The sequence below is a fragment of the Nocardia sp. NBC_00403 genome, assembly GCF_036046055.1.
In the GTDB taxonomy this organism is placed as follows: Bacteria; Actinomycetota; Actinomycetes; order Mycobacteriales; family Mycobacteriaceae; genus Nocardia.
Genome location: NZ_CP107939.1, coordinates 7406599 through 7431051, shown reverse-complemented (window position 1 = coordinate 7431051; position 24453 = coordinate 7406599). Strand labels below are relative to the sequence as shown.

Sequence of the window (24453 nt, the reverse complement as noted above, 5' to 3'; positions counted from 1 at the left end):
CGTCGAGTAACGCTCTCCGCCGCTCGTTCGCGCAGTAGCGCGGGGACGAAGGGGTCCGCCCAACGCGGAAACGGCGCCCCCTGTCGTTCGACATGGGGCGCCGTTCGGGCGAGCTGCTACGGGACGTAGCGGACGGCGCCCTTGTCGGCGGAGGTGGCGAGGGCGGCGTAGGCGCGCAGGGCCGTGGTGACGGGGCGGACGCGGTCGACGGGCTGCCAGGGGCGTTCGGACGCTTCCATTTTCGCGCGACGCTCGGCCAGGACAGCATCGTCGACGAGCACCTCGAGGGTGCGAGTGGTGACGTCGATGCGGATCTGGTCGCCGTCCTCGATCAGGCCGATCGCGCCGCCGCCCGCGGCCTCGGGGGACATGTGGCCGATCGACAGACCCGAGGTGCCGCCGGAGAAGCGGCCGTCGGTGATCAGCGCGCACTCCTTGCCGAGGCCCGCACCCTTCAGGAAGGCGGTGGGGTGCAACATTTCCTGCATGCCGGGCCCGCCCTTCGGGCCCTCGTAGCGCACCACGATCACGTCGCCCGGCTTGATCTTCTTGCCGAGGATCGCCGAGACGGCCGCTTCCTGAGATTCGACGACCACCGCGGGACCCTGGAACGAGAACAGGTCCTCGTCGATGCCCGCGGTCTTGAGGACAGCGCCGTCGACGGCGATATTGCCGCGCAGCACGACCAGGCCGCCTTCTTTGGTGTAGGCGTGCTCGAGGTCGCGGATGCAGCCGCCCTCGGCGTCGGTGTCCAGCGAGGACCAGCGGTTGTTCGTGGAGAACGGCTCGGTCGTGCGCACGCCACCGGGCGCGGCGTGGAACAGCTCGATCGCCTCCTCGGAAGCCTTGCCGGAGCGGATATCCCAGGTGTCGAGCCACTCGTCGAAGCTCTTGGTGTGCACCGTGCTGACGTCGGTCTCCAGCAGGCCCGCGCGCCGCAGCTCGCCGAGGATGGCGGGGATGCCGCCGGCCCGGTGCACGTCTTCCATGTGGTAGTCGGAGTTGGGCGACACCTTGGACAGGGTCGGCACCCGGCGGCTGGTCTCCTCGATCGTGTGCAGATCGAAGTCGATCTCACCCTCTTGTGCGGCGGCCAGCGTGTGCAGCACCGTGTTGGTGGAGCCGCCCATCGCGACGTCGAGTGCCATCGCGTTGCGGAAGGCCTTGGCGTTGGCCACATTCCGCGGCAGTACCGACGCATCGTCCTCGCGGTACCAGCGATTCGCGATATCCACGATCACCTCGCCTGCGCGCTCGAACAGCGCGTGCCGAGCCTGGTGGGTGGCCAGCGTGGAACCGTTGCCGGGCAGCGCGAGTCCGAGCGCCTCGGTGAGGCAGTTCATCGAGTTCGCGGTGAACATGCCGGAACAGGAGCCACAGGTCGGACACGCACTGCGCTCGACCTCGCTCAACCCTTCCTCACTGACGTTCATATTGGCGCTGGCCGCGATCGCGGTGATCAGATCGGTCGGTGCCTGCGCGACACCGCCGACGACGACCGCCTTGCCTGCCTCCATCGGACCGCCGGAGACGAACACGGCCGGAATGTTCAGGCGCATTGCGGCATTGAGCATGCCGGGAGTGATCTTGTCGCAGTTGGAGATGCACACCAGCGCGTCGGCGGTGTGCGCGTTCGCCATGTACTCGACCGAGTCGGCAATGATCTCGCGCGAAGGCAGCGAGTAGAGCATGCCGCCGTGACCCATGGCGATGCCGTCGTCGACCGCGATGGTGTGGAACTCACGCGGCACACCGCCCGCGGCGCGCACCGCGTCGGCCACGATCTCGCCGACGTTCTTCAGATGTACGTGCCCCGGCACGAACTGGGTGTAGGAGTTCGCGATGGCGACGATCGGCTTGCCGAAGTCGGAGTCGGTCATACCGGTGGCGCGCCACAGTGCGCGAGCGCCTGCGGCATTGCGGCCGATGGTGGTTGTCCGTGAACGAAGCGGTGGCATGTATGAATCCTCGGGAGGTCGCGGGGGCTGAGTTGCGACTGCGCAGATTCGCTCGGCGGCGCCGAGCGAATTCGACGGTCGTCCACGTTACTCCCGCGCGCGTGCGGGCCGCGTGCCGGTCATCGGCGGCGGGCCGCCGTCGAACTGCGCTCTCGCTGTCGGTCTGTGGTTCGGGATGGTGTCGCCGCGCAGGGTTGGCGTCGGCGCTGACGGTGTCATCGGTTGTGTCGGTTCCGGCACCGTCGGTGTCCACAGGTCTGGTGAATCGGGGCGGGGGTCATCCGTCCCACGCGGTCACCAGATCGCGCATCCGGCTGTCAGCCTACCGACGGAAGTCAAGCCGATAGATCGACGAGGATGCGCATACCGGTTCGGGGATAGCGCACCGCGCCGCTGGTGGTCCTACGCTTCGCTGTCGCCTGCCTTGGTCGTGGTGCCGTCCGTGTCCGTGTCCGCAGGCTCGGCCGCGGGGTCCTTCGCCTTCGCGCGCTCCGCTTCTGCCTTTCCCTTCTCGGCCTCTTTCCGCTCGGCCTCGACCTTGGCCTCCCAGGCCGCGGCCTCCGCGGCGAACAGGTCCGGGATCCGGCCACCCGACGCGTCGATCAGATCGCGCAGCCGGTCGTAGCTGACTGCGGGAAGTTTCACATCGCTGTCGTCGGTGAGGTGGGCGCGCACGAACCCGCGCTTAGGGATCGTCACCCCCGCAACCTGCGACCAGTCGAGGTGCCGTGCACCGAATACGGTGCGCAGATCCAGCCCGTCCTCGGAGACGGTGGTCCTGGTGCGATAGATCCACACCGCCACCGCGACGGGGATCAGCAGCAGCCACCACAGCGCGATCGGCCAGCCGACGAACGGGAAGAACACGCAGAACAACAGCACCAGTACACCCAGGTAGGCCAGCTGCGGCACCCGGATGATCTTTGCGGCCCGCGGCGGCCGCGCCGGGTCCGTCGAGCTACCCGTATCCGATCCGTCGTCGGAGATGTGGGATGATTTAGCCGGTGGCACGGACTGATGCGGTGATGACACACCACCATCCTCGCATCATGGTGGACAGACTCGAGCACCCACTCTGTCTCACATAATGGGACTTGTTTGACTGATCGGCTCGCGCACACATACCGTCATGCGCGTGAATCGAAACGAGTTGCTCGTAATCGGCCGGCGCGTCCAGCGTTGAGCCTGACTATCTGAGTCGAATACGTCAGCTCGCGCGCGACGCGCCACCCTCGAACAGCCATGCTGTCCGGGGGCTTTTTTGTGTTCGGACTATCGATACCGAGTTCCGGACCACGGCGCGACGCATGCACCGCGTGCACAGCAAGTGTTGTCCGGGGTACGAACGACAAGCAGTGAGGAAACCAAGACGGTGAGCGCACCAACCGCCCGGCCAGGGCCCTCGGCCCGCAGGCCGGCGCCCTCGGCGAATCAGCCGGCATCGCCCGCTGGCATCCCGACGAACGCGGCGAACCGCCGCCAGGTCCCGCCCGAGCGGGTCACCGGCGCGCAGTCGGTCGTCCGTTCGCTCGAGGAACTCGGCGTCGACACTGTATTCGGCATTCCCGGCGGCGCGATTCTCCCGGTGTACGACCCGCTTTTCGACTCCGTCAAGGTGCGCCACGTGCTGGTGCGCCACGAGCAGGGTGCGGGCCACGCCGCGACCGGATATGCCCAGGCCACCGGCAAGGTCGGCGTGTGCATGGCCACCTCGGGCCCCGGCGCGACCAACCTGGTCACCCCGATCGCCGACGCCCAGATGGACTCGGTTCCGATCGTCGCCATCACCGGCCAGGTCGGCCGCAGCCTGATCGGCACGGACGCGTTCCAGGAAGCCGACATCTCCGGCATCACCATGCCGATCACCAAGCACAACTTCCTCATCACCGAGGGCGTCGACATCCCGCGCATCATGGCCGAGGCGTTCTATCTGGCCGCGAGCGGTCGTCCCGGTGCGGTGCTCGTCGACATCCCGAAGGACGTGCTGCAGGCGAACACCACCTTCAGCTGGCCGCCGGAGATGCGGCTGCCCGGCTACCGTCCGGTCACCAAGCCGCACGGCAAGCAGGTGCGCGAGGCGGCCAGGCTGATCATGGAAGCCAAGCAGCCCGTGCTCTATGTCGGCGGTGGCGTGATCAAGGCCGATGCCTCGGCCGAGCTGCTCGAACTGGCCGAACTGACCGGCATCCCGGTGGTCACCACCCTGATGGCGCGCGGCGCGTTCCCGGACAGTCACACCTTGAACATGGGCATGCCCGGCATGCACGGCACTGTCGGCGCGGTCGCCGCGCTGCAGAAGTCTGATCTGCTGATCACCCTCGGCGCGCGTTTCGACGACCGTGTGACCGGCCAGTTGGATTCCTTCGCACCCGATGCCAAGGTGATCCACGCCGACATCGACCCGGCCGAGATCGGCAAGAACCGGCACGCCGACGTCCCGATCGTCGGTGACTGCCGCGAGGTGATCGCCGAGCTGATCGAGACGCTGAAGTCCGATCCCGCCACCACCTCGGCGCCGCTGCTCGGACTCGGCGAATGGTGGAAGTACCTCGACGGCATCCGCAAGAGCTACCCGCTCGGTTGGAACACGCCGAGCGACGGTTCGCTCTCGCCCGAATTCGTCATCGATGCGCTCGGCCGGCTGGCCGGACCCGACGCGATCTACTGCGCGGGCGTCGGGCAGCACCAGATGTGGGCCGCCCAGTTCATCAAGTACGAGAACCCGCGCACCTGGCTGAACTCCGGCGGTCTCGGCACCATGGGCTACGCCGTTCCGGCCGCCATGGGCGCCAAGATGGGCGCACCGGACAAAGAGGTGTGGGCGATCGACGGTGACGGCTGCTTCCAGATGACCAACCAGGAGTTGGCCACCTGCGCGGTGGAGGGCGTCCCGATCAAGGTCGCGCTGATCAACAACGGCAACCTCGGCATGGTCCGGCAGTGGCAGACGCTGTTCTACGAACAGCGTTACTCCAACACCGATCTCGGCACGCATACCCTGCGTATCCCCGACTTCGTCAAGCTCGCCGAAGCACTCGGCTGCCACGGCATCCGGGTCGAGCGGGAAGAAGATGTCGAGGCCGCGATCCGTGAGGCGCAGTCCATCAACGATCGTCCCGTGGTGATCGACTTCATCGTCGGCAAGGACGCCCAGGTGTGGCCGATGGTCGCCGCGGGCACCAGCAACGACGAGATCATGGCCGCGCGCGGCATCCGTCCGCTGTTCGACGAGGACGAGTCGGCCGCCGAGCCCGCCGTGATCCACGAAGCCATGTCGCACCAGCACGAACAGGACAAGGTGAACGAAGGATGAGCACGACTCACACCCTCAGCGTGCTGGTGGAGGACAAGCCCGGTGTGCTCGCGCGAGTTGCGGCGCTGTTCTCTCGCCGTGGCTTCAATATCGAGTCCCTCGCGGTCGGCGGTACCGAGCTGCCCGAGATCTCGCGCATGACCATCGTCGTCACCGTCGACGACCTGCCGCTCGAGCAGGTCACCAAGCAGCTCAACAAGCTGATCAACGTCATCAAGATCGTCGAGCAGGACTCCGACGCCTCGGTGGCCCGTGAACTGATCCTGGTCAAGGTGCGCGCTGACGCCAGCGTGCGGACCCAGGTGATCGAGGCCGTCACCCTCTTCCGGGCGAAGGTCATCGATGTGTCCCCGGACGCGCTCACCGTCGAGGCGACCGGAACCCGGTCCAAGCTCGACGCGCTGCTGCGCATGCTCGAACCGTTCGGAATTCGCGAGATCGTGCAGTCCGGAGTCGTCGCAGTCGGCCGTGGTCCGAAATCGATTACGGCTACCCGCTAGGGTGCGAGCCGTTGATCGCAGCGACCAGCTAATCTTGCTGCGATCAACGGTCGGCGTACCGCAAGCCCCGTGTACGCGGGGAAGATCCCATTTGCACATTCAGCACCTGCGTCCGCACGGTGCGCTCCCCGCCGAGGCGGGGCTGATCCTTCAGAAGGGAACCAACCAGTGGCAGTCGAGATGTTCTACGACGACGACGCCGACCTGTCGATCATCCAGGGCCGCAAGGTCGCTGTCATCGGCTACGGCAGCCAGGGCCACGCGCACTCGCTGAGCCTGCGCGACTCCGGCGTCGATGTTCGCGTCGGCCTTGCCGAGGGTTCGAAGTCGCGTCCGAAGGCCGAAGAGGCCGGTCTGACCGTCGGCACCCCCGCCGAGGTCGCGGCGTGGGCCGACGTGATCATGGTGCTTGCCCCCGACACCGCGCAGGCGTCGATCTTCACCAACGACATCGAGCCCAACCTGAAGGACGGCGACGCGCTGTTCTTCGGTCACGGCCTCAACATCCACTTCGGTCTGATCAAGGCTCCGGCCGACATCACCGTCGCGATGGTCGCCCCGAAGGGCCCCGGCCACCTGGTCCGTCGTCAGTTCGTCGACGGCAAGGGCGTTCCGGCCCTGATCGCGGTCGACCAGGACCCCAAGGGCGAGGGTCAGGCCCTGGCGCTGTCCTACGCCAAGGGCATCGGCGGCACCCGCGCCGGCGTCATCAAGACCACCTTCAAGGAAGAGACCGAGACCGACCTCTTCGGCGAGCAGGCCGTGCTCTGCGGCGGCACCGAGGAACTGGTCAAGACTGGTTTCGAGGTCATGGTCGAGGCGGGCTACGCGCCGGAGATGGCGTACTTCGAGGTCCTGCACGAGCTGAAGCTCATCGTCGACCTGATGTACGAGGGCGGCATCGCCCGCATGAACTACTCGGTCTCCGACACCGCCGAGTTCGGTGGCTACCTGTCGGGCCCGCGGGTCATCGACGCCGACACCAAGAAGCGCATGCAGGACATCCTGAAGGACATCCAGGACGGCAGCTTCGTCAAGCGTCTCGTCGCGAACGTCGAGGGCGGTAACAAGGAGCTCGAGGGTCTGCGTAAGGCGAACGCCGAGCACCCGATCGAGGTCACCGGCGCCAAGCTGCGCGGCCTGATGAGCTGGGTCGACCGGCCGATCACCGAGACCGCCTGAGTCTCGGTCGAATAGCGCGAACGGCCCGGCACCTGAATGGTGCCGGGCCGTCGTCTGTTCGGTCAGGTCTGCCGAGACAGCACCGAACTATTGAGATTTATCGCGCCGGCCGGTTGTCGGGATTCATCGGGCTGGCCGGGTTGTTCGAATTCATAGGGTTGTTCGGGTTATTCGGGTTGCCCGGGTAGTCGGGGCTCAGCGGGTTGGCCGGATTGCTCGGGTTGAGCGGACTCTGCGGGTTATTGGGGTTGTGCGGGTTGAGCGGGCTGTTCGGGTTGTCAGGATTGGACAGGCTGCCATCCCAATTGCGGTCGGCCTGTTCGCGCCACGCGCGCTCGCACTCGTCCCGCCGCTCGGGGGTTTCGAGGTTGACACAGTCCTCGGGCGTGAGTTGCCCGATTTCCGTTGCGGCTGCGGGGGGCGTCACTGGGGCGGCCGAGGCCGGAATTGCCAACGCGGTCAAGGGGGCAGCGGCGATCGTCGCTGCAAACGACACCCTGGCCAGCATTCGGCGGGGAATGGTTGTCGAGAACCCCATGAATTCTTTCTGATTCTGCTGGGGCAACGCGCTCACCGCCGTTGTGGCACACGATGATCGGCGTCGCGCATCCAGCGGGCTGAAATCGAAGTCCATGCGGGCGGAACCCCCGACAGCGGCTTTCCGGTGACGTGCCGCTCAGTCCCGCCCGATCCAGCAACTAGCTGCTGCCGAACATTCCGCGTGGGAAGAGGTGACGGGGGAACCCCCCACGGTCGTCGTGACGTCCGCGGTCGTGACGTCCGCGGTCATCCCAACCGCCACGATCGCAGTCGTCCCAACGGCCGTCGCTGTGATTCCAGTCGTCCCACGGGCCGCGGCGGTCGCAATCCCAGTCGTTGTCCCACGGGTCGTGCCGGTGGTGCCGGACTTCGGTAATCGCAGGACCATCGGCTGTGACTTCCGCCGAGGCCGGAACCGCCAAGGCGGTCAATGGAACTGCGACAAACGCGCCGGCGATAGCGACACGTGCCAATCTCCGTCGTGGAGTAGTCGACTTTGTTGTCGAGAACACCATGGATCCTTTCTCTCTTTTCGGTGAACCGCGCGTCCACCATCCCTCGGTGAGGGTCTGCTCTTGTGGGGCGAAAGCCCATCGGGCAGGTCGGGATCGAGGTCGCGATCGTCGCCGTCATGAGTGTCTCTGAGACCCGCAGGCGTCGACCGGACGTTCTACACTCTGCCGGACTTCGGCCGAAAGACAATGGGGCTAACACCATTACAGGGAAGTTTCATCCTTTGGTATGACGAGTCCCCTAACTCGGGGGTATCAGGACTCAGGGTCTGCTCCAGCGCGGCCGCGATGCGATGCGGCCCAGTAGGGCGGGACGGCGAAACCCGCTGCGTACAGACCTTCTAGACTGTTACCGATGAGTAAGTTCTTTGGTTCGGTGGACGAGGTGACGCGGCGACTCACCGACGCCGGATACCTGCCGTCCCTCGACATCGCCACCGCGGTTTTCCTCGCGGGCCATCTCGGTAAACCGCTGTTGATCGAGGGCCCCGCAGGCGTCGGTAAGACCGAACTGGCCAAGGCCGTCGCGACCGCGACAACCGCCGATCTCATGCGCCTGCAATGCTACGAGGGCATCGACGAGGCCCGCGCCCTCTACGAGTGGAACCACGCCAAACAACTGCTGCGCATCACCGCGACCGCCAACGAAAGCTGGGACAGCACCCGCGACCACGTCTTCACCGAAGAATTCCTGCTCGCCCGCCCCCTGCTCGCCGCGATCCGCAGCCCGAACCCGACGGTCCTGCTCATCGATGAACTGGACAAGGCCGACGTCGAACTCGAAGGGATGCTCCTGGAGGTGCTCGGCGACTACCAGGTGAGCATCCCCGAACTCGGCACCATCACCGCCGTCCGCACACCCTTCGCCATCGTCACCTCCAACGCCAACCGCGACCTGTCCGAGGCGCTGAAGCGGCGCTGCCTGTATCTCCACATCGACTATCCGACAGCCGAATTGGAGCGCGCGATCGTCCGGATGAAGGTTCCCGAACTGGACCAGGCTTTGGCTGAACCCTTGGTCGGCGTCGTCGGCGCCCTCCGCGAACTGCCCTTGCGCAAAGCGCCCTCGATCGCCGAAACCCTCGACTGGGCAAGAACTCTCGCCGCTCTCGGTGCCCGCAATGTCACCAGCGCCATCGTCCGCTCCACTCTCGGCGTCCTGCTCAAGTACCAATCCGACCACCGCATCGCGATCGAACGGCTCGGCCTGCTCGGCACGGATGGGGCGAACGGGAAGGATGCGGTGAAGTGACGGGGCGTCGCGTTTCGGCAGGGGGGTTCGCGCCGGCCGGCTCTGCTGCCCCGATGTGTTCCGCTGCGGTGGCGCCGAACGACGATTCGGTAGGAAGCGCGCTATGACGGCACCTGCGCCGCGTGGGCGACCCGACCGGCCGGCCGAGTCCATGACCGATCGCCTCGTCGAATTCGTCGGCCTGCTCCGCGACCACGGCATCCACGCGGGTCCCAGCGAAACCATCGACGCCGCTGAGGCGATCCTCGTTCTCGGCCTGTCCGATCGGAACCGACTGCGCTCGGGGTTGGCGGCAACCCTGTTGCGCCGCAACGGCCAACGCGCTGTCTTCGATCAGCTCTTCGACCTGTACTTCCTCACCACCGACCCCCTGGAGTCGGTACGTCCCGCCGATCCGGAGTCCACAGACGCGCTGCGCGATCGACTGGTTTCCGCACTGGCACAAGACGATCGAGCGGCCACCACCGAACTCGCTCAACAAGCACTGACCGAACTCGGCGGCTACGGGGGAGCCGGAACAGGCCAGAGCTCGGGCCCCGTCACCACCGCCTCCGGCGCAGGCTGGTCCTCCTACCTGACCATGAAAGCCCTACGCCCAGAAGACCTGATCGACCGCATCGTCGCAGGCATGGGCGGATCCACCGGCGAATTCGACACCACCGTGCGCACCATCGAAGCCAACCGCCGCCTCACCCAATTCCGCACCGCAGTCCAAACCGAGGCCCGCCTCCGCTCCGCCCAACTCCGTGGCACCGAATACATCGCCCGCCGCGGCATCCAATCCAGCACCGACCAAGTCGACTTCCTCGGCGCCCGCGAACAAGACCTAGCCGAAATGCGCCGCCTCGTAACCCCTTTGGCCCGCAAACTCGCCACCCGCCTAGCGGCCCGCCGCCGCAAATCCGTCCGCGGCCACATCGACATGCGCCGCACCCTCCGCCGCTCCATGGCCACCGGCGGCGTCCCCATCGACCCGGTCCTGCGCGCCCGCAAACACGGCCGCCCCGACCTCGTAGTCCTGGCCGACCTCTCCGGCTCGGTCACCGGCTTCGCCGAATTCACCCTCCAACTGGTCCAAGCCCTCCAAGACCAATTCAGCAAGGTCCGCAGCTTCGGCTTCATAGACACCTGCGACGAAATCACCCCCTTCTTCACCCCCGGCGAACCCCCCACCCCCGGCACCGCCGCCCGAATTGTCCGCACCGCCAACGTCACCCGCTTCGGCAGCAGCAACTACGGCGAATCCCTCCAGGGTTTCGTGGACAACTACCTCGACGCCCTCGGTCCGCGCACTTCTCTGCTGATCCTCGGCGACGCCCGCACCAACCGCACCGACCCGAATCTTGCTGCTCTACAAGCGATGACGGCACGGGCTAAGCACGCCTACTGGCTCAACCCCGAGCCCGCCCGCTCCTGGTCCACCGGCGACTCAGCCGCTCAGGTGTATGCCGAGCACATCACGATGCACGAGTGCCGCAATGTCAAACAGCTCGCCGAGGTAGTTGCCCGCCTCTTGCCTGCGTGAGTCATATCGGTCTGTTGGTCTCGAGAGTCTCGTGCCGCGCCTCCCGAGACTGATGTGAGTTGAGCGCTATTCTGATCCAGGTGCTGGCCAACTATGGGAGCAGGCAAAGCGTGGCCGGCAGCAGCAGGTGCACGGACGTTGCGCTCCGATCACCGCAATAATCGAGGCTGGCAGGGTAGTTAGGGGAGTTCTCACAGATGGCCCGTATTCGTGAAATTGTTCCGAGTACCCAGAACGTCCGGGCACACAAGGTCGAAGACGCTGTCAGCTGTCAATACAAGGTGATCGAGGATCCTGACGGTGCCACCCTGGTCCACCTATCGACGTTCGGGTCCGAACAGCGCGAATCCCAGCCCAAGAGCAGCCAATCGATCCAGCTCAACCGCCAGAACGCGGCTGAGCTGATCTCGATTTTGAGCACAGCGTTCGGGTTTGCCTGGCGGCCGAGGCACGCGGGGTTCGTCGAGCCTGAGCCTGAGCCTGATGCGAACGCCGATATCGAGCTCGAGTTTGCTGATGCTACCGATGAACTCGCAGCTGAGTTGTACATGCCCAAGGAGTGGCTGCAGGAGAGCATCGCCTTGCTCCGGGATCGGCCGCAACTGATCTTCTACGGTCCTCCGGGAACCGGGAAGACCTATCTCGCAAAGGCTCTCGCCAAGCACCTGTGTGGTGCCGAGCACGTCAAGATGGTTCAGTTCCACCCGTCGTACTCGTACGAAGACTTCTTCGAAGGATTCCGTCCGGTCGAGACAGAGAACGGCCAAATTGCCTATGACATCCACCGGGGCCCGTTGCGTCAGTTGGCCGCGGATGCACGCAAGGACCCAGGAAACCTATACGCACTCATCATCGATGAGGTCAATCGCGGCAATCTATCGAAGATCTTCGGTGAGCTCTATTACCTGTTGGAGTACCGTGACGAGAGCATCAACTTGCTCTATTCGGACAAGGTCGAGATGTTCAGCCTGCCGAAGAACGTGCTCATCATCGGAACAATGAACCGAGCCGATCGATCTGTCGCACTGGTCGACTCGGCGATGCGCCGTCGTTTCGCGTTCGTCCACCTGCACCCCGCCAAAGAGCCGACACGAAGTGTCTTGCGAAAGTGGCTGAAGGACAAGGGCGAGACAGAAGTGATCGCCGATATTGTGGACGAGCTGAACGAATCTATCGTTGACGAAGACTTCAAGATCGGCCCGTCGTACTTCATGCGGCCCACCGCCACTTCCAAGGTCGGTATGGACGTTGTTTGGCGCACTACGGTGCTGCCGCTCATGGAGGAGTATCACTTCAACGACCCCGGTGTCGATGTGCACGAGCGATACGACCTTGTCGGGATCGAAAGACGGGTGAGCTCTCGAGACTCTGAAGCGGGTACGTAGAAATGCCACCGCCCGTCGATCTTGTCGAGCATGGTCGACCGCAAGAGGTCGAGCTTTCCGAGCAGCAGTACGAGGCTCTTCGCGGGCTCAAAATCGCTGGGGTAACGCAGATCTCGCCCGGCAAGTACAGCATCAAACCTGGTCAAAAGGTCGGCTCCATCCGACTGGGTGCTGTGCAGATCAACATTCGACCGAAGATTGCCGAACTCAACCGACTCTTGTTCTTCATCGGATACAGCTCGAGCCCCTCGATCTGGCGTGACGAGTTCGTTCGACTCGAGAAGGCCGAGGGCCTTTTCCCCGCAGTCTCGGAGTCGTTCGTGCGCTTGGTATCCGACGCATTCAGTCGCGGGCTGTTGCGGGGGTATCGCTCCACCACCGACTCGCTGTCGGTCGTACGCGGTCGAGTTCGGTTCCAAGAGCAGATCACCAGAAACTATGGCCTGCCGGTCCCCATCGCCGTACAGTACGACGATTTCACGGCGGATGTAGCGGAGAACAGAGTCATCCTGTTGGCCACGTTGCGTCTGCTCGCCCTGCCGGACATCGGAGCCGCTGCTAGGCAACAGCTCAATCGTATTCGCACGATGCTGGACGAGATAACGAACGTTCCCATGCGCGCAGGTCGACCGGAGTTCGGGTTGAACCGACTCAACGTCCGTTACCACGATGTGCTGCGGTTGTCTGAAGTGATTCTCGACAGTGGTTCGTTCGGTCAACGCAACGGTCCTCTTGCAGTCTCGGGCTTCTTGTTCGATATGTGGAAGATCTACGAGGACTTCGTCACCGGCGCACTGAGTATGGCGATGCAGCAGTACGGGGGTTACGCCAAGACTCAGGCCGACCACTACATGGACAGGGCGGCAAGGATCAAGTTCATCCCAGATCTGGTCTGGTGCGACGGCGACGGTCTCCCGGTCGCTGTCGTCGACGCGAAGTACAAGGCGGAGAAACCAAAGGGCTTCCCCGAAGCCGACCTCTACCAAATGCTTGCCTACTGCGCCGTTCTAGGTCTCGAGGAAGGACACCTGATCTACGCAAGGGGCAACGAGCCGGCAACTGTCCACGCGATCAAGACGTGCAATGTCACCATCCACTGCCACGCTCTCGACCTATCCCTCCCCCCAAACGATCTGCTGAAGAGTATCGATTTATTGGCTAAGGCGATTCTCGGCAAATAGCACCCGTTGTACCTCGAACCCGCCGAACTGGCTTCAGTCGCTGCTCATGCCTCCTGGTAAGCCGCCCGCACCGCCTTAACTGTTGATGGCATCGCAATTATCTAGGTCTTCGTAGTCCGTCAGCCAGCCGTCTTCGCCGACCTCACACAGCGAGCCGTCCGCGCGCTGACACAACGGGCCGCTATCCACGGGAGCCAATTCGAGCTTGAACCAGGCGTCTTCATGGAAGGTAGCGAGCAGCGTCTTCACGGATGAGGCGACTTCGCTTGGCTCAGACTGGATCTCTGACATCTGAGTCACGCCCCCAATGGGTTTGGGGAGTGCGTCGCGCACAGTAGGGCGGCCCAATAGTCATCGCGAAGCGCATCCCAAAGGTCGCCGTGCATAGGCAGCAACAGCCGAGCGTCGGCCAGATCGGGGTACGCGTCGAACATGATCGTTCCGGGTTGCGCGTCCGGAAGCAGTGTGCGCGAAGGCAGGCGACAGGCGGTGAACGACTCGTGCGGGAACTGCACGCGCAAGATGCGGGCAACACGCCCGACCAAGTGCCACACCGCGATCTTGCGGCCATCCTGAATTTGTGTGGTCCGCAACGCATCTCGGCGCATCACGCGACAACACCATTGGTGCGCCCGGCGCCGGGGGACTCGACACCCCGGCGCCGAGACGATTCTGTGGGCACGGGCTGGTCTGCCCACTCGCGGACCGCGTTCGCGAATCGCTCGACCACATCGGGGGGTGCGGCGCGATATATGGCTTGCGGCCCGACGAACGGGTCACGCTTGGGAAGCTCTCGGCTCGGCATCTGCCGACCTCCAGGACCTCGACGGTTAGTTGGTGCGCCCGGTGCCTGAAACCATCTCCTGCGGAGGGAAAAGAGGTTTGCTCCGGGCGCATATCCAGCACACACGGTGTCGGTGCTGGTAGTAAGGTCGTCGGAGGTGTTGAAGGGTGGTGGAACGCCCACCATCGCTGACCGAGCGGGTGATGTGATGAAGGCTCCGAATACGCAGCTCTCGCAGTGGCTCACCCGCTCCGGGTGGAGCAACAAGGAATTGGCCCGACGCGTCCGCGCCCTTGCGATCGAGTGGAACGAACCTCATGTCAGGCCGGATGCTTCCAGCGTGCGACGCTGGACGGACGACGGTGAAGCGCCCCGCCAGCCGGTTCCGGCGATGCTCGCAGATCTCTTCTCCGCGCAATTCGGATTCCGCGTGACGACCTACGACATCGGTCTGGGCGAAGCGCCGACTGTTGACCGTGCCCTGACCTATAGCCCATCTCTGGCGGCGACGGTAGAAGCCGTCGCAGATCTTGGGAGGGCCGACGTGGACCGGCGAAAGTTCCTGATCGCGGCACCGTTTGCGGCAGTCGCGGCGATCGGACCATCCCGTGATTGGCTGCTCAACACCCTCGACCAGTTGCCGGACCAGGGGCAACGGGTGCGACTCGAAGACGTCACTGCGGTCAAGAACATGTTTGCCACGTTCCAGGAGATGGACATCTTCCAGGGCGGTGGTTCGGGTCGGCTGGTACTGGCTGCGTATATGAACGAGCACGTCTACCCACTGCTTCGCCGGACCTACACCGACGAGGTGCGATTGGCACTGTGTGGGGCAGCTGCCGAACAGACCTATTTGCTGGGGTGGATGGCGTTCGACAATGGCGAGCACGGGACCGCCCAGCGGTACTTGATACAGGCACTCCGCCTCGCAGAGGAATCGAAAGACCCAGCGCTCGGAGCCCATGTGCTCGCCGGAATGGCCGATCAAGCAACCCTGCTCGGCCACCCCAAGGAGGGGCGCCGACTGGCTCAAGCAGGCCGCCAAGGGCTTTCGAAAGTGAACTCACCTGCGTGCCTCGCAGACCTGTGGACGCTTGAAGCGCGCTCCCTGGCGGTACTGGGTGACAAGGTCGGGACCGCGCAGGCGGTCAACGCCGCTGAGAACGCGTTCGCGCGGGTGGAACCCGATCGTGAGCCTGAATGGGCCAAGTTCATCGATCAGGCGTACATCTGCGGCGAGTGGGCCAACGCCTTTCGGGATCTCGGACAACCAGACGACGCTGCACCGCACGCTCGACGGTCAATCGCCTACGCCCGCACGCAGAATCGGGCGCGGCGGGGCGCGTTGTCCCACGCTGCGTTGGCTGTTACGCACCTTCAGAAGCGTGACCTTGACGCCGCCTACGCTGCTGGTGTGCGGACGGTCGATCTCTCCAGCAAGGTGAAGTCATCTCGCTCGGTGGAAGCGGTTCGCGACGTGCAACATCGAATGATGTCGTTCGGACCGCATCGTTTGGTTAGGGATTTCAACGAGCGTGCTCGGACACTGTTGGCGGCGTGACTCGATTGTCAGGGGTGCCGTGCGGTCCGCAACCCCAGTGGTGACGCTGAGGGAAGGGCGGTGTAAATCTTGGCATAAGTGTGACTACGAAAATGCCCCGAGTGCACCAAGCAGAACCGCGTCGTTTCCTGCGAGTCGAAGACATTCACGGCCAGCGTGGACATTGTGGGTTTGATCGGCTCCGGGGCTAGTCGCACTCTCGCAGGGTAGCGTGGCTACGACGACAGATGACCGAACTGCGGAACGCCATCGCCAGCAGCACAGCCTGGAGGCCGGAGCAATGAGCTCGACCGGGCCGACCGCATCGACCGATGAGGTGCTGGCCAAGGCTGCGGAAGTCAGTGGTGTCGAGCTTCGCGAGGCTGTATTGGTTCGCGACGGCTCGCATGCGATCTACCGGCTGGCCGACGACGTCGTCGCCAGGATCGGACAACCAGGAAGCATCGACCACGCCGAGCGCGAACTCCGAATCTCGCAGTGGCTGAATGATTCCGGCATACCAACGGTCGAGGCTGAAACATCGCTCGTGCAACCGATCGTCATCGCTGATCGCCCCGTCACATGGTGGCGCTTGATCCCAGATCACCGGCCGTCTTCTCCTCGCGAGCTCGGCGCGACCCTGCGGACGCTCCACGCGTTGCCGCCTCCGAACGAATTCGTGATCCCCTCCTACGATCCCTTCGCCGGTCTCGAGCGACGCATCGTCACTGCACCATTGATCGACGAGGATGATCGGGCATGGCTTCTCGAGCACTACGCGCGGCTCCGCGGCAAGTACGACGGGTTGCCGAACATCCTTACGCCCTCCGTGATTCACGGTGATGCCTGGCAAGGCAACGTGGTTGTGCCGCCGTCGGGGATCCCAACTGTCCTCGACCTCGACAAAGTGTCCCTCGGTTGGCGCGAATGGGACCTCATCCAACTGGCTGTGGACTATACGGATTTCAGTCGTGTGTCCGACGAGGAATATCAATCGTTCGTCGAGGCTTATGGAGGCTACGACGTCACCGCCTGGACTGGGTTCCGGGTGTTGGGTGATATCCAGGAACTGCGGTGGGTCGGATTTGCCGTCGCTCGTTCCGAAGCCAGCCGAGCGGCGGCGGCGCAGGCAAAGCACCGGATTGCTTGTCTCCGTGGGCAAGTGCCGCCGCGATGGCGCTGGGACGCGCTGTGAAGCGAAACCGGGACCGACTCCTTGCGGCACGCTGATTCCAAAGCCACACTGGCCGTGATAGAGACCGTGTTGTAGTAGGCGCTGACAGCCTTACCGCGACGATCAAGCGTGCGGCCGGAAGGTCTGCCCCTGCGCGTTCCCCTCGACCGCCTCGACATACGACCGCGCGACAACGCTGGCAGGAGTGCCGTCAGCGGGATCGAGGCCCATGTTCGCCAGTGTCTCCGCGACCCAGCCAGGGCCGACGGCGTTCAGGCGCAGGCCGCGGGGCATTTCGATCGCGGCATGCTCTACGAATGCCTCCAGGCCCGCATTGACCAGAGCGCCGAAGGAGCCGCCGACCATCGGACGCTCGAATACGCCGCTGGTCAACGTGATCGAGCCGCCGTCACGCAGCTGTTGGATTGCGCGGCGGACGAGGTGCAGTTGGCCGAGCAGTTTGCCCTGCAGCCCGCGGGTGAAGTCGTCGTCCGAGCTCAGGGGCGTGAGCTTGCCGCTTGCCGCGGTGACCACGACAGCGTCCACGTCCCGGACGGTCTCGAAGAGTGCGTCGATCGAGGCGTTGTCGTCCATGTCCACACGCACCGGCCCACGTCGAGAGGCCCGCACCACCTCGTGGTTCTTCTCGAGCGTTTCGGCAACGGCCGAGCCGATTGTCCCACTGGCCCCGACAACGATGATCTTCATACGACCCTTCTTCGAAGCTCATACCGCGAACAGGCAAATCGTCAGGGTGGGTAACGAGTGCTCGGCTCCGGCTATTCCGAGTGGATCGGGTGGCCTGCGGGAGCCAGGTCATCGAAGATGGCCCGGCTGGTCAACCTTTGGGAGGGAGACGCGCGTGGATCGTGCCGTTTGAACGCCTGGTTGCCGTGGGCAACGGAAGTGTCGTCAGCACCGGACGGTGTACTGGCGGATTCGATAGGATCGGCCCTACGGACGTTGGTGGACGGATGGCCCGGAGCTGGCGTATTGCGTTTGGCCAGTTTCCATTTCACGTACTCACCGAGAGCCGTGTCCGGCGACTTGCGGAAAGTTCGACGGCGGTGGGTGCGGACTTGTTGATCGGCTCGATCGGCGAAGACGGCATCGACCAGGCCGGTCGACTTCTTCAGGGTCTGGGCGTCGAAGTGGCGGTTGGCGCGGTGGGCCTGCGCTCGGGAGCGGGGGATGTTCTTGCGGGAGGACTTGTCGTTTTCGCCGTAGGCGTTGCGGCGGTCTTTGGTGTAACTGAGCTGCTTCTTCTCTTGCGGTGTTCTCCTCATACAGGTGAGGGTAATGGTGCGGGCTGATCGGATTCATGTGGTTTTCTTGCGAGCTACCGGCCACGGGCAGGTGTGTAGCCGGTAGCTCGACGACCAACACGAGGTCAGTGGCGCACCTCGGCTACCGCGATCGGGCGGCGCTCCCGCCGCGAAAGTTCGCAGGCCTCAGCGATATAGAACGCCTCCAGGGCGTCGGCCGCGGTGCAGGGGCTATCGATCTCCCCGGTCGCGACGGACAGGAACGCCGCGAGCTCGTCGGTGTACGCGCGCCGGAAGCGCTCCATGAATCCCGGATAGGCAGGTAAGGGCGAGGGAACGTAGTCGGGTTCGACGGAGGTCAGTGGCGCTCGGTCGTCGAGACCGACGATCGCGTTGCCTCGGGAGCCGAGTGCTTCCAGGCGGACGTCGTAGCCCGCGCCGTTGTAGCGGGCCAGGGAAACGGTTGCCAGGGTGCCGTCGTCGAGGCGCAGGATTACCGCGGCGGTGTCGACGTCGCCCGCATCGGCAAAGAATTGTTCGCCTCGGTTGGTGCCGGTGGCGTAGACCTCCTCCACTTCGCGGCCGGTCACCCAGCGGATGATGTCGAAATCGTGAACGCCGCAGTCGCGGAACAGCCCTCCGGAGCGGGGGATGTATTCGGCGGGTGGGGGTGCGGGGTCGAGGGTGGTGGCGCGGAGGGTGTGCAGCCAGCCGAGGTCACCGGAGGCGATGGCGGCGCGGGCAGCGCGGTAGCCGGCGTCGAAGCGGCGTTGGAAGCCGATTTGCACTGGGACGGTGGAGTTTTCGATGTGTTCGATGACGGCGAGGGTGCCTTGGATGTCGGTGGCGACCGGCTTTTCGCAGAAGACAGGGATGCCTTGGTCGACGGCGCGGGTGATGAGTTCGGGGTGGGAGTCGGTAGCTGTCGCGATGATCAGTCCGTCGAGGTCGGAGGCGAACAGAGCGTCGAGGTCGGGCACCGCCTGAACGCCGAGTTTTCCGGCCGCGGCGCGGGCTCGTTCGGCGTCGGCGTCGGCGACGATCACAGTGCCGACGCCGGGGAGGTGTTTCAGGGTTTCGGCGTGTGAGGTGCCGATTCGTCCGGTGCCTGCCAGGCCCAAGGTGACGGGTGTTGCGGATGTCATCGTCGCTCCTCCTGGTGAAAACTCATCGTGTGGTGGGAAATTCGAGCCCATGGGGATTCGAAGTGGCCCGCGGGGCCTGGTTCAGCTGCGGGGCGCTGCGGTCGTCGCGCGAGTGACAAGGGCGGGCTGTAGGCGGCGTCGGACCGGCTCGGTGCGGCCGTCGCGGAGGCGTTCGGTGAGCGCTTCGATTGCCAAGCGGCCCATTTGGGTGCGGGGCTGGTCGATGGTGGTGAGTGATACGTGGCGCAGCGCGGCCAGGGAGGTGTTGTCGTAGCCGACGATGGAGACGTCGTGTGGTACGCGCAGTCCCGCTTCTTCCAACGCGGACATCGCGCCGACGGCGTTGAAGTCGTTGCTGCACACCAGTGCGGTGGGGAAGTTGTGGTGGGAGAAGAGGTTCAAAAGCTTCTGGACGGCGGCGATGCCCGCCGAGTCGGTGTGCTCGCTGGGGATGATCATCGGTTCCAGGCCGTGGCGGGCCATGGTGTCGCGATAGCCGCGGCGACGCGCAGCGGAGGTGAAGGCGGCGCCGCCGTCGAGGTGGACGATGCGGCGATGGCCGAGGGCGACGAGGTGGCCGACGGCCAGTGCAGCGCCGACCTCGCCGTCGTCGTTGACGGTGTCGACGTCGGGGATGGTGGAGCTGCGCGAGATCAGCACGACCGGCCCCTGCTGTGCCGCATCGCGAATCGCGGCGGCGGGCAGCACCGGTGACAGCAGGATGATGCCGCCGGGGCGGAACGACAGCAGGCCCTCCAAGGCGGTGCGTTCGCGGGCGGCGCTGCGACGGCCGGTGTTGAGGATCAATTCGAACCCGGCGTCCTGTGCCGCGGTGTCCATGCCTTCGACGACATCGGCGAAGAAGGGATTGCGCAGGTCGGAAACCATGACGCCGATGATGTTCGACGTTCGGCTCGCTAATGATCGCGCCATGATGTGCGGCTGGTAGCCGAGGTCCTTGGCGGCCGCCAGCACGGCGCGGCGGCGGTGCTCGCTCACCTTGGGGGAGTCGCGCATGACGAGGGAGACCAGGGCCCGGGAGACGCCGGCGCGCGCCGCGACGTCTTCCATGGTCGGTCGCGCCATGTCGCCTCCGTTCCGCGTGTGGTGATCCGTGCAGTGTCGGACGTTACAAGGTCGGCGCGCGCTAATCAATAGAGCGCTCTAATTGGACATTCTTCACTTCATCGGCGCTGCCGGTTTGTCCTGGTTGGCAACATATTTGCAGGTCGCAGCGATATCCTGGCCAACGATGCCGTACTTGACACACTATGACCCACGTTACATAGTTGGAGCGCTCCAATAGTTCGGAGCGCTACACGTCGATCGACACCGAAGGTCGGAGAAGTCCCGATGACCGAACCTCTCTACCCGCTGCGTATCGCAGCCGCGCCAATCTCCTGGGGAGTCTGTGAAGTCCCCGGTTGGGGACACGTGCTCGACGCACGGACCGTCCTGACCGAGATGGTCACCCTCGGGATCTCCGCGATGGAGCTCGGTCCACCCGGCTATCTACCGCAGGATCCGGTCGAATTGCGCTCGCTGCTGGACGGGTTCGGCATCAGCGCAGTCGGCGGTTTCCTCGCACTCGCGCTGCATCAGGATGTGCCCAGCGCCGTCGAGACCGCGCGGAAGACCGCCGAACTGTTCGCCGCGACGGGCGCGGAGGTGCTCGTCCTCGCGGCCGCGACGGGACTCGACGGGTACGACACCCGGCCGTCGCTCTCGGATGCACAGTGGCGCACCCTCGTCGAAACCGCCGCCGCAATCCGCGATGTCGCCGCTGAGCACGGCCTGCGCACCACGCTGCATCCGCACGTGGGCACCTACGTCGAGACCGCGGCGGAGGTCGAACGCTTCCTCGCCGACTCGGAGCTGGACATCTGCCTCGACACGGGCCATCTGCTGATCGGCGGCACCGACCCGGTCGGCCTTGCACAGCGAAATCCCCACCGGATCGGGCACATTCATCTCAAGGACGTGCGCAGCGCGCTGGCGGACGAAGTACGCAGTGGCGCACTCGAATACAGCGAGGCGGTCCGGCGCGGGCTCTATGTCCCCCTCGGTGCGGGCGACGTCGACGTCGAAGCTCTCGTGCGCAGCGTGCACCAGGCCGGATACCAGGGCTGGTACGTCATCGAACAGGACACCGCTCTCGGCCAGGACGCCGGTGCCCAGCTGCCGAGCCGGGATACCCTCCGCAGTCTGCGCCACCTCGCGGGCATCGGCGCCGCACTGACATCGGCTCGAATCTAGTGGGGAAAGTGATGACAACGATGTCTCTACGAGCACACCGCCTCGCACCCGGCGTCATGTCGTGGTGGCGTGGGTCGCGGCGCATCCTGCCGTGGGTTGCGGCGACCGCCGTCCTCGCGGCCTGCAGCGGACCGGGCACCGACGCCCCCGCCTCGACGCAATCGCCCATTGCCGCAGGCACATTGAACTCGGTCGCAGTGGTTACGCACGGCAGCCCCGGCGATGCGTTCTGGAACGTCGTCAAGAACGGGGCCGAGGCGGCGGGCAAGGACCTCGGAGTCCGCGTCGAGTACAACTCGGCGGGCGATCCGGGACAGCAGGCGAAACTCATCGACAACGCGGTCGCACAAGGGGTGGACGGCCTCGTCGTATCAATGGCGAATCCCGAAGCGCTGCGGCCCTCCATCGAAAAGGCAGTCACGGCGGGCATTCCGGTGGTGACCATCAACTCGGGTGAGAGCGAGAGCGCCAAGTTCGGTGCAATCGGTCATGTCGGGCAGAGCGAGTCGCTGGCCGGGCAGTCCGCAGGCAAGCGGCTGGCCGATGCCGGCCGCAAGAAGCTGCTCTGCGTGATCCACGAGGCGGGCAATATCGGCGCCAATCAGCGTTGCGAGGGCGCCACCAAGGCATTCGGCAACGGGTCCACGCTGCAGGTGGACATCAACAATCCGACCGACGCACAGTCCCGCATCAAGGGCGCGTTGGAGGCCGACAGATCCATCGACGCGGTGCTGACACTGAATTCACAGGTCGCCGCGCGTGCAGTGGATGCGGTGCGGGAATCGCAGTCGGCCGCCACGGTCGCGACGTTCGATCTCAATACCGATGTGGTCGACGCGATTCGAGCGGGCAAGCTGCTCTTCGCGGTGGATCAGCAGCAATTCGAACAGGGCTATCTGCCGGTGGTGCTGCTGCAGCTGTCCCGGACGAACCTGAACCTCGTCGGTGGTGGCGCACCGGTGCAGACCGGCCCCGCCTTCGTCGACAAGAACAACGTCGATGCCGTCGCTGCGCTCGTGGCGCAGGGCACGCGGTGAGATCGGAGTGGATCACATGAGTACTGCCACAAAAACTTCCGACGTCACCGTGAGTGAGCCGCCGGAGGGTCCCTCGCTGTTCCAGCGACTGATCGTGCGACCGGAGATCGGCGCGCTCCTGGGCGCGCTGCTGGTATTCGCGTTCTTCTCGATCATTACCGACCGGTTCCTCAGCGCACTCGGCATCGCGACCTGGCTCGACGATTCCTCCACGCTCGGGATCATGGCCGTCGCGGTGGCGCTGCTGATGATCGGCGGCGAGTTCGATCTGTCGGCAGGCGTGATGACCGCCTCCACCGCATTGGTGACCGCGTTGCTCGCGGTCAACGCGGGGTGGAATGTCTGGGCGGCCCTGGTGGTTTCGCTGGTGTTCGCGCTGACCGTCGGTGCGTTCAACGGCTGGCTGGTGATGCGCACCGGGCTGCCGAGCTTCATCGTCACCCTCGGCACTTTCCTTGCGCTGCAAGGTCTCAACCTCGGTGTCACCCGGCTGGTCACCGGAACCGTTCAGGTGTCGGGGATTCGCAGTGCCGACGGCTACAACTCGGCGGGCTGGGTGTTCGCATCAACCTTGAATATCGGTGACACCCACCTGCAAGCCTCCGTCGTCTGGTGGATCGTGCTGACGGCGATCGCCGCAGTTGTCTTGGTGCGCACCAAGTTCGGAAACTGGATCTTCGCGGTGGGCGGCTCGCTGCCGAGCGCCCGCGCTGTCGGTGTCCCCGCGGATCGAACGAAGATCGTGCTGTTCATGACCACCGCGTTCGCGGGCTGGGTTGTCGGCTCCTGCAGCATCCTGCGGTTCGCCAGTGTGCAGGCCAATCAGGGTGTCGGGTTGGAGTTGCATTACATCATCGCGGCCGTGGTCGGCGGCTGCCTGCTGACCGGTGGGTTCGGTTCGGCGATCGGCGCCGCACTGGGTGCGCTGATCTTCGGTATGGCCCGCCAGGGCATTGTGTTCGCCCGTTGGGACAGCGACTGGTTCATGCTGTTCCTCGGCGTGCTGCTGCTGGCTGCTGTGCTGGTCAACAATAGATTCCAGAAGCGAGCCGAGAGGGTACGCCGATGACTACTCCACTGATCGAAGCGATCGATATCGGCAAGAGCTACGGCGGCGTCGTCGCGCTGCGGGATGTCACCACGGTGGTGAACGCGGGAGAGGTCACCTGCATCCTCGGCGACAACGGTGCGGGCAAATCGACCCTCATCAAGATTCTGGCCGGTGTCCATCAGCACGACCGCGGCGAACTCCGCGTCGAGGGTGAGCTCACCCGATTCGCCTCGCCCCGAGAGGCTTTGGACCGTGGCATCGCGACGGTGTATCAGGACCTCGCCGTCGTCCCGCTGATGAGCGTCTGGCGCAACTTTGTCCTCGGCTCGGAGCCGACGGCCCGATACGGTCCGGTGCGGTTGCTCGATCGACGCAAGGGACGCGAGATTGCGCGACAGGCGTTGGCGGACATGGGGATCGAAATCCGCGATATGGAGCAGCCGGTCGGCACCTTGTCCGGGGGCCAACGACAGTGCGTCGCCATCGCCCGTGCTGTGCACTACGGGGCGAAGGTGCTGATTCTCGACGAGCCGACCGCGGCCCTCGGTGTGAAGCAGGCCGGTGTGGTGCTGAAATACGTTGTGCAGGCACGTGATCGCGGGCTCGGAGTCATCCTGATCACTCATAATCCGCACCACGCCTACCCGGTCGGCGACCGGTTCCTGCTGCTCAAACGGGGTGCGATGCTCGGCTCCTATGAGAAATCGGAGATCGACGTCTCGGAGCTGACCCGCCAAATGGCGGGCGGCGCGGAGCTGGACGCGCTCCAGCACGAGCTAGAGCGTGTGGTGACGCCGTGACGGCTAACCGAATGTCGGTCGATGTCCCCGGCGCGCGAAGGAGCGCGGTGACA

General features: G+C 64.9%; 21 protein-coding genes and 1 pseudogene. 13 read left to right on the top strand and 9 right to left on the bottom strand.

Going from position 1 to position 24453, the window contains the following annotated elements; translation table 11 throughout:
- Positions 1-116: 116 nt before the first annotated feature.
- Positions 117-1958 carry a dihydroxy-acid dehydratase gene (gene ilvD / locus OHQ90_RS33315; RefSeq protein WP_328404332.1) on the bottom strand — a complete coding sequence of 614 codons (1842 nt, stop codon included), beginning with the start codon at positions 1956-1958 and terminating at the stop codon, positions 117-119.
- Positions 1959-2360: 402 nt separating this feature from the next.
- Entirely contained in the window at positions 2361-2990 is a 630-nt protein-coding gene (locus OHQ90_RS33310; RefSeq protein WP_328404330.1) for a PH domain-containing protein, read from the bottom strand.
- Between the two features lie 340 nt (positions 2991-3330).
- On the opposite strand from OHQ90_RS33310, the gene OHQ90_RS33305 reads away from it, so the two are divergent.
- From OHQ90_RS33305 to ilvC, 3 genes are all read left to right on the top strand, one after another.
- A complete protein-coding gene (locus OHQ90_RS33305) occupies positions 3331-5271 on the top strand; it encodes an acetolactate synthase large subunit (RefSeq protein WP_328404328.1) in 1941 nt (646 codons plus the stop codon).
- On the top strand, positions 5268-5771 hold the full coding sequence (gene ilvN, locus OHQ90_RS33300) for an acetolactate synthase small subunit (protein WP_328404326.1): 504 nt from the start codon (positions 5268-5270) through the stop codon (positions 5769-5771). Before OHQ90_RS33305 ends, ilvN begins: the two co-directional genes overlap by 4 nt.
- 180 nt (positions 5772-5951) lie before the next feature.
- The gene (gene ilvC / locus OHQ90_RS33295) at positions 5952-6953 is read left to right on the top strand and encodes a ketol-acid reductoisomerase (protein ID WP_328413285.1); all 1002 of its coding nucleotides are present in this window, start codon (positions 5952-5954) and stop codon (positions 6951-6953) included.
- 97 nt (positions 6954-7050) lie between these two features.
- Here the strand turns inward: ilvC and OHQ90_RS33290 are convergent.
- A pseudogene (locus OHQ90_RS33290) lies at positions 7051-7248 on the bottom strand (hypothetical protein); the annotation flags it as partial.
- A gap of 1112 nt (positions 7249-8360) precedes the next feature.
- Here OHQ90_RS33290 and OHQ90_RS33285 point away from each other — a divergent pair.
- From OHQ90_RS33285 to OHQ90_RS33270, 4 genes are all read left to right on the top strand, one after another.
- Positions 8361-9257 (top strand): AAA family ATPase, encoded by an 897-nt coding sequence (locus OHQ90_RS33285; RefSeq protein WP_328404324.1) that lies wholly within the window; start codon positions 8361-8363, stop codon positions 9255-9257.
- A gap of 103 nt (positions 9258-9360) precedes the next feature.
- Positions 9361-10782, top strand: coding sequence for a vWA domain-containing protein (locus OHQ90_RS33280; RefSeq protein WP_328404322.1), 1422 nt, complete (start codon positions 9361-9363; stop codon positions 10780-10782).
- Positions 10783-10979: 197 nt separating this feature from the next.
- A complete protein-coding gene (locus OHQ90_RS33275) occupies positions 10980-12167 on the top strand; it encodes an McrB family protein (protein WP_328404320.1) in 1188 nt (395 codons plus the stop codon).
- Positions 12168-12169: 2 nt separating this feature from the next.
- Positions 12170-13348: an McrC family protein gene (locus OHQ90_RS33270; protein ID WP_328404318.1), complete on the top strand. Its 1179-nt coding sequence runs from the start codon at positions 12170-12172 to the stop codon at positions 13346-13348.
- A 75-nt stretch (positions 13349-13423) separates the two neighbouring features.
- On the opposite strand, the gene OHQ90_RS33265 is transcribed toward OHQ90_RS33270, so the two are convergent.
- Entirely contained in the window at positions 13424-13639 is a 216-nt protein-coding gene (locus OHQ90_RS33265; RefSeq protein ID WP_328404316.1) for a hypothetical protein, read from the bottom strand.
- Positions 13640-13644: 5 nt separating this feature from the next.
- Positions 13645-13959 (bottom strand): hypothetical protein, encoded by a 315-nt coding sequence (locus tag OHQ90_RS33260; protein ID WP_328404314.1) that lies wholly within the window; start codon positions 13957-13959, stop codon positions 13645-13647.
- Positions 13960-14562: 603 nt separating this feature from the next.
- On the opposite strand from OHQ90_RS33260, the gene OHQ90_RS33255 reads away from it, so the two are divergent.
- Together OHQ90_RS33255 and OHQ90_RS33250 are read left to right on the top strand one after the other, a co-directional pair.
- On the top strand, positions 14563-15693 hold the full coding sequence (locus tag OHQ90_RS33255) for a hypothetical protein (protein ID WP_328404312.1): 1131 nt from the start codon (positions 14563-14565) through the stop codon (positions 15691-15693).
- A 280-nt stretch (positions 15694-15973) separates the two neighbouring features.
- Entirely contained in the window at positions 15974-16867 is an 894-nt protein-coding gene (locus OHQ90_RS33250; RefSeq protein ID WP_328404310.1) for a phosphotransferase enzyme family protein, read from the top strand.
- Positions 16868-16969: 102 nt separating this feature from the next.
- Here the strand turns inward: OHQ90_RS33250 and OHQ90_RS33245 are convergent, their stop codons facing one another.
- The 4 genes from OHQ90_RS33245 to OHQ90_RS33230 all read right to left on the bottom strand — a co-directional run bounded on the left by OHQ90_RS33245 (position 16970) and on the right by OHQ90_RS33230 (position 20342).
- Positions 16970-17554 carry a short chain dehydrogenase gene (locus OHQ90_RS33245; RefSeq protein WP_328404308.1) on the bottom strand — a complete coding sequence of 195 codons (585 nt, stop codon included), beginning with the start codon at positions 17552-17554 and terminating at the stop codon, positions 16970-16972.
- A 71-nt stretch (positions 17555-17625) separates the two neighbouring features.
- Positions 17626-18132 carry a hypothetical protein gene (locus tag OHQ90_RS33240; protein WP_328404306.1) on the bottom strand — a complete coding sequence of 169 codons (507 nt, stop codon included), beginning with the start codon at positions 18130-18132 and terminating at the stop codon, positions 17626-17628.
- Between the two features lie 104 nt (positions 18133-18236).
- The gene (locus tag OHQ90_RS33235; protein ID WP_328404304.1) at positions 18237-19256 is read right to left on the bottom strand and encodes a Gfo/Idh/MocA family protein; all 1020 of its coding nucleotides are present in this window, start codon (positions 19254-19256) and stop codon (positions 18237-18239) included.
- Positions 19257-19337: 81 nt separating this feature from the next.
- Positions 19338-20342 carry a LacI family DNA-binding transcriptional regulator gene (locus tag OHQ90_RS33230; RefSeq protein WP_328404302.1) on the bottom strand — a complete coding sequence of 335 codons (1005 nt, stop codon included), beginning with the start codon at positions 20340-20342 and terminating at the stop codon, positions 19338-19340.
- Between the two features lie 267 nt (positions 20343-20609).
- On the opposite strand from OHQ90_RS33230, the gene OHQ90_RS33225 reads away from it, so the two are divergent.
- Genes OHQ90_RS33225 through OHQ90_RS33210 form a run of 4 tightly spaced genes read left to right on the top strand, consistent with a single transcriptional unit; the run spans position 20610 to position 24400 of the window.
- Positions 20610-21512, top strand: coding sequence for a TIM barrel protein (locus tag OHQ90_RS33225; RefSeq protein WP_328404300.1), 903 nt, complete (start codon positions 20610-20612; stop codon positions 21510-21512).
- 11 nt (positions 21513-21523) lie between these two features.
- Positions 21524-22549: a sugar ABC transporter substrate-binding protein gene (locus OHQ90_RS33220; protein WP_328404298.1), complete on the top strand. Its 1026-nt coding sequence runs from the start codon at positions 21524-21526 to the stop codon at positions 22547-22549.
- 16 nt (positions 22550-22565) lie between these two features.
- Positions 22566-23618: an ABC transporter permease gene (locus OHQ90_RS33215; RefSeq protein ID WP_328404296.1), complete on the top strand. Its 1053-nt coding sequence runs from the start codon at positions 22566-22568 to the stop codon at positions 23616-23618.
- Positions 23615-24400 (top strand): ATP-binding cassette domain-containing protein, encoded by a 786-nt coding sequence (locus OHQ90_RS33210; RefSeq protein ID WP_328404294.1) that lies wholly within the window; start codon positions 23615-23617, stop codon positions 24398-24400. Before OHQ90_RS33215 ends, OHQ90_RS33210 begins: the two co-directional genes overlap by 4 nt.
- Positions 24401-24453 lie beyond the last annotated feature (53 nt).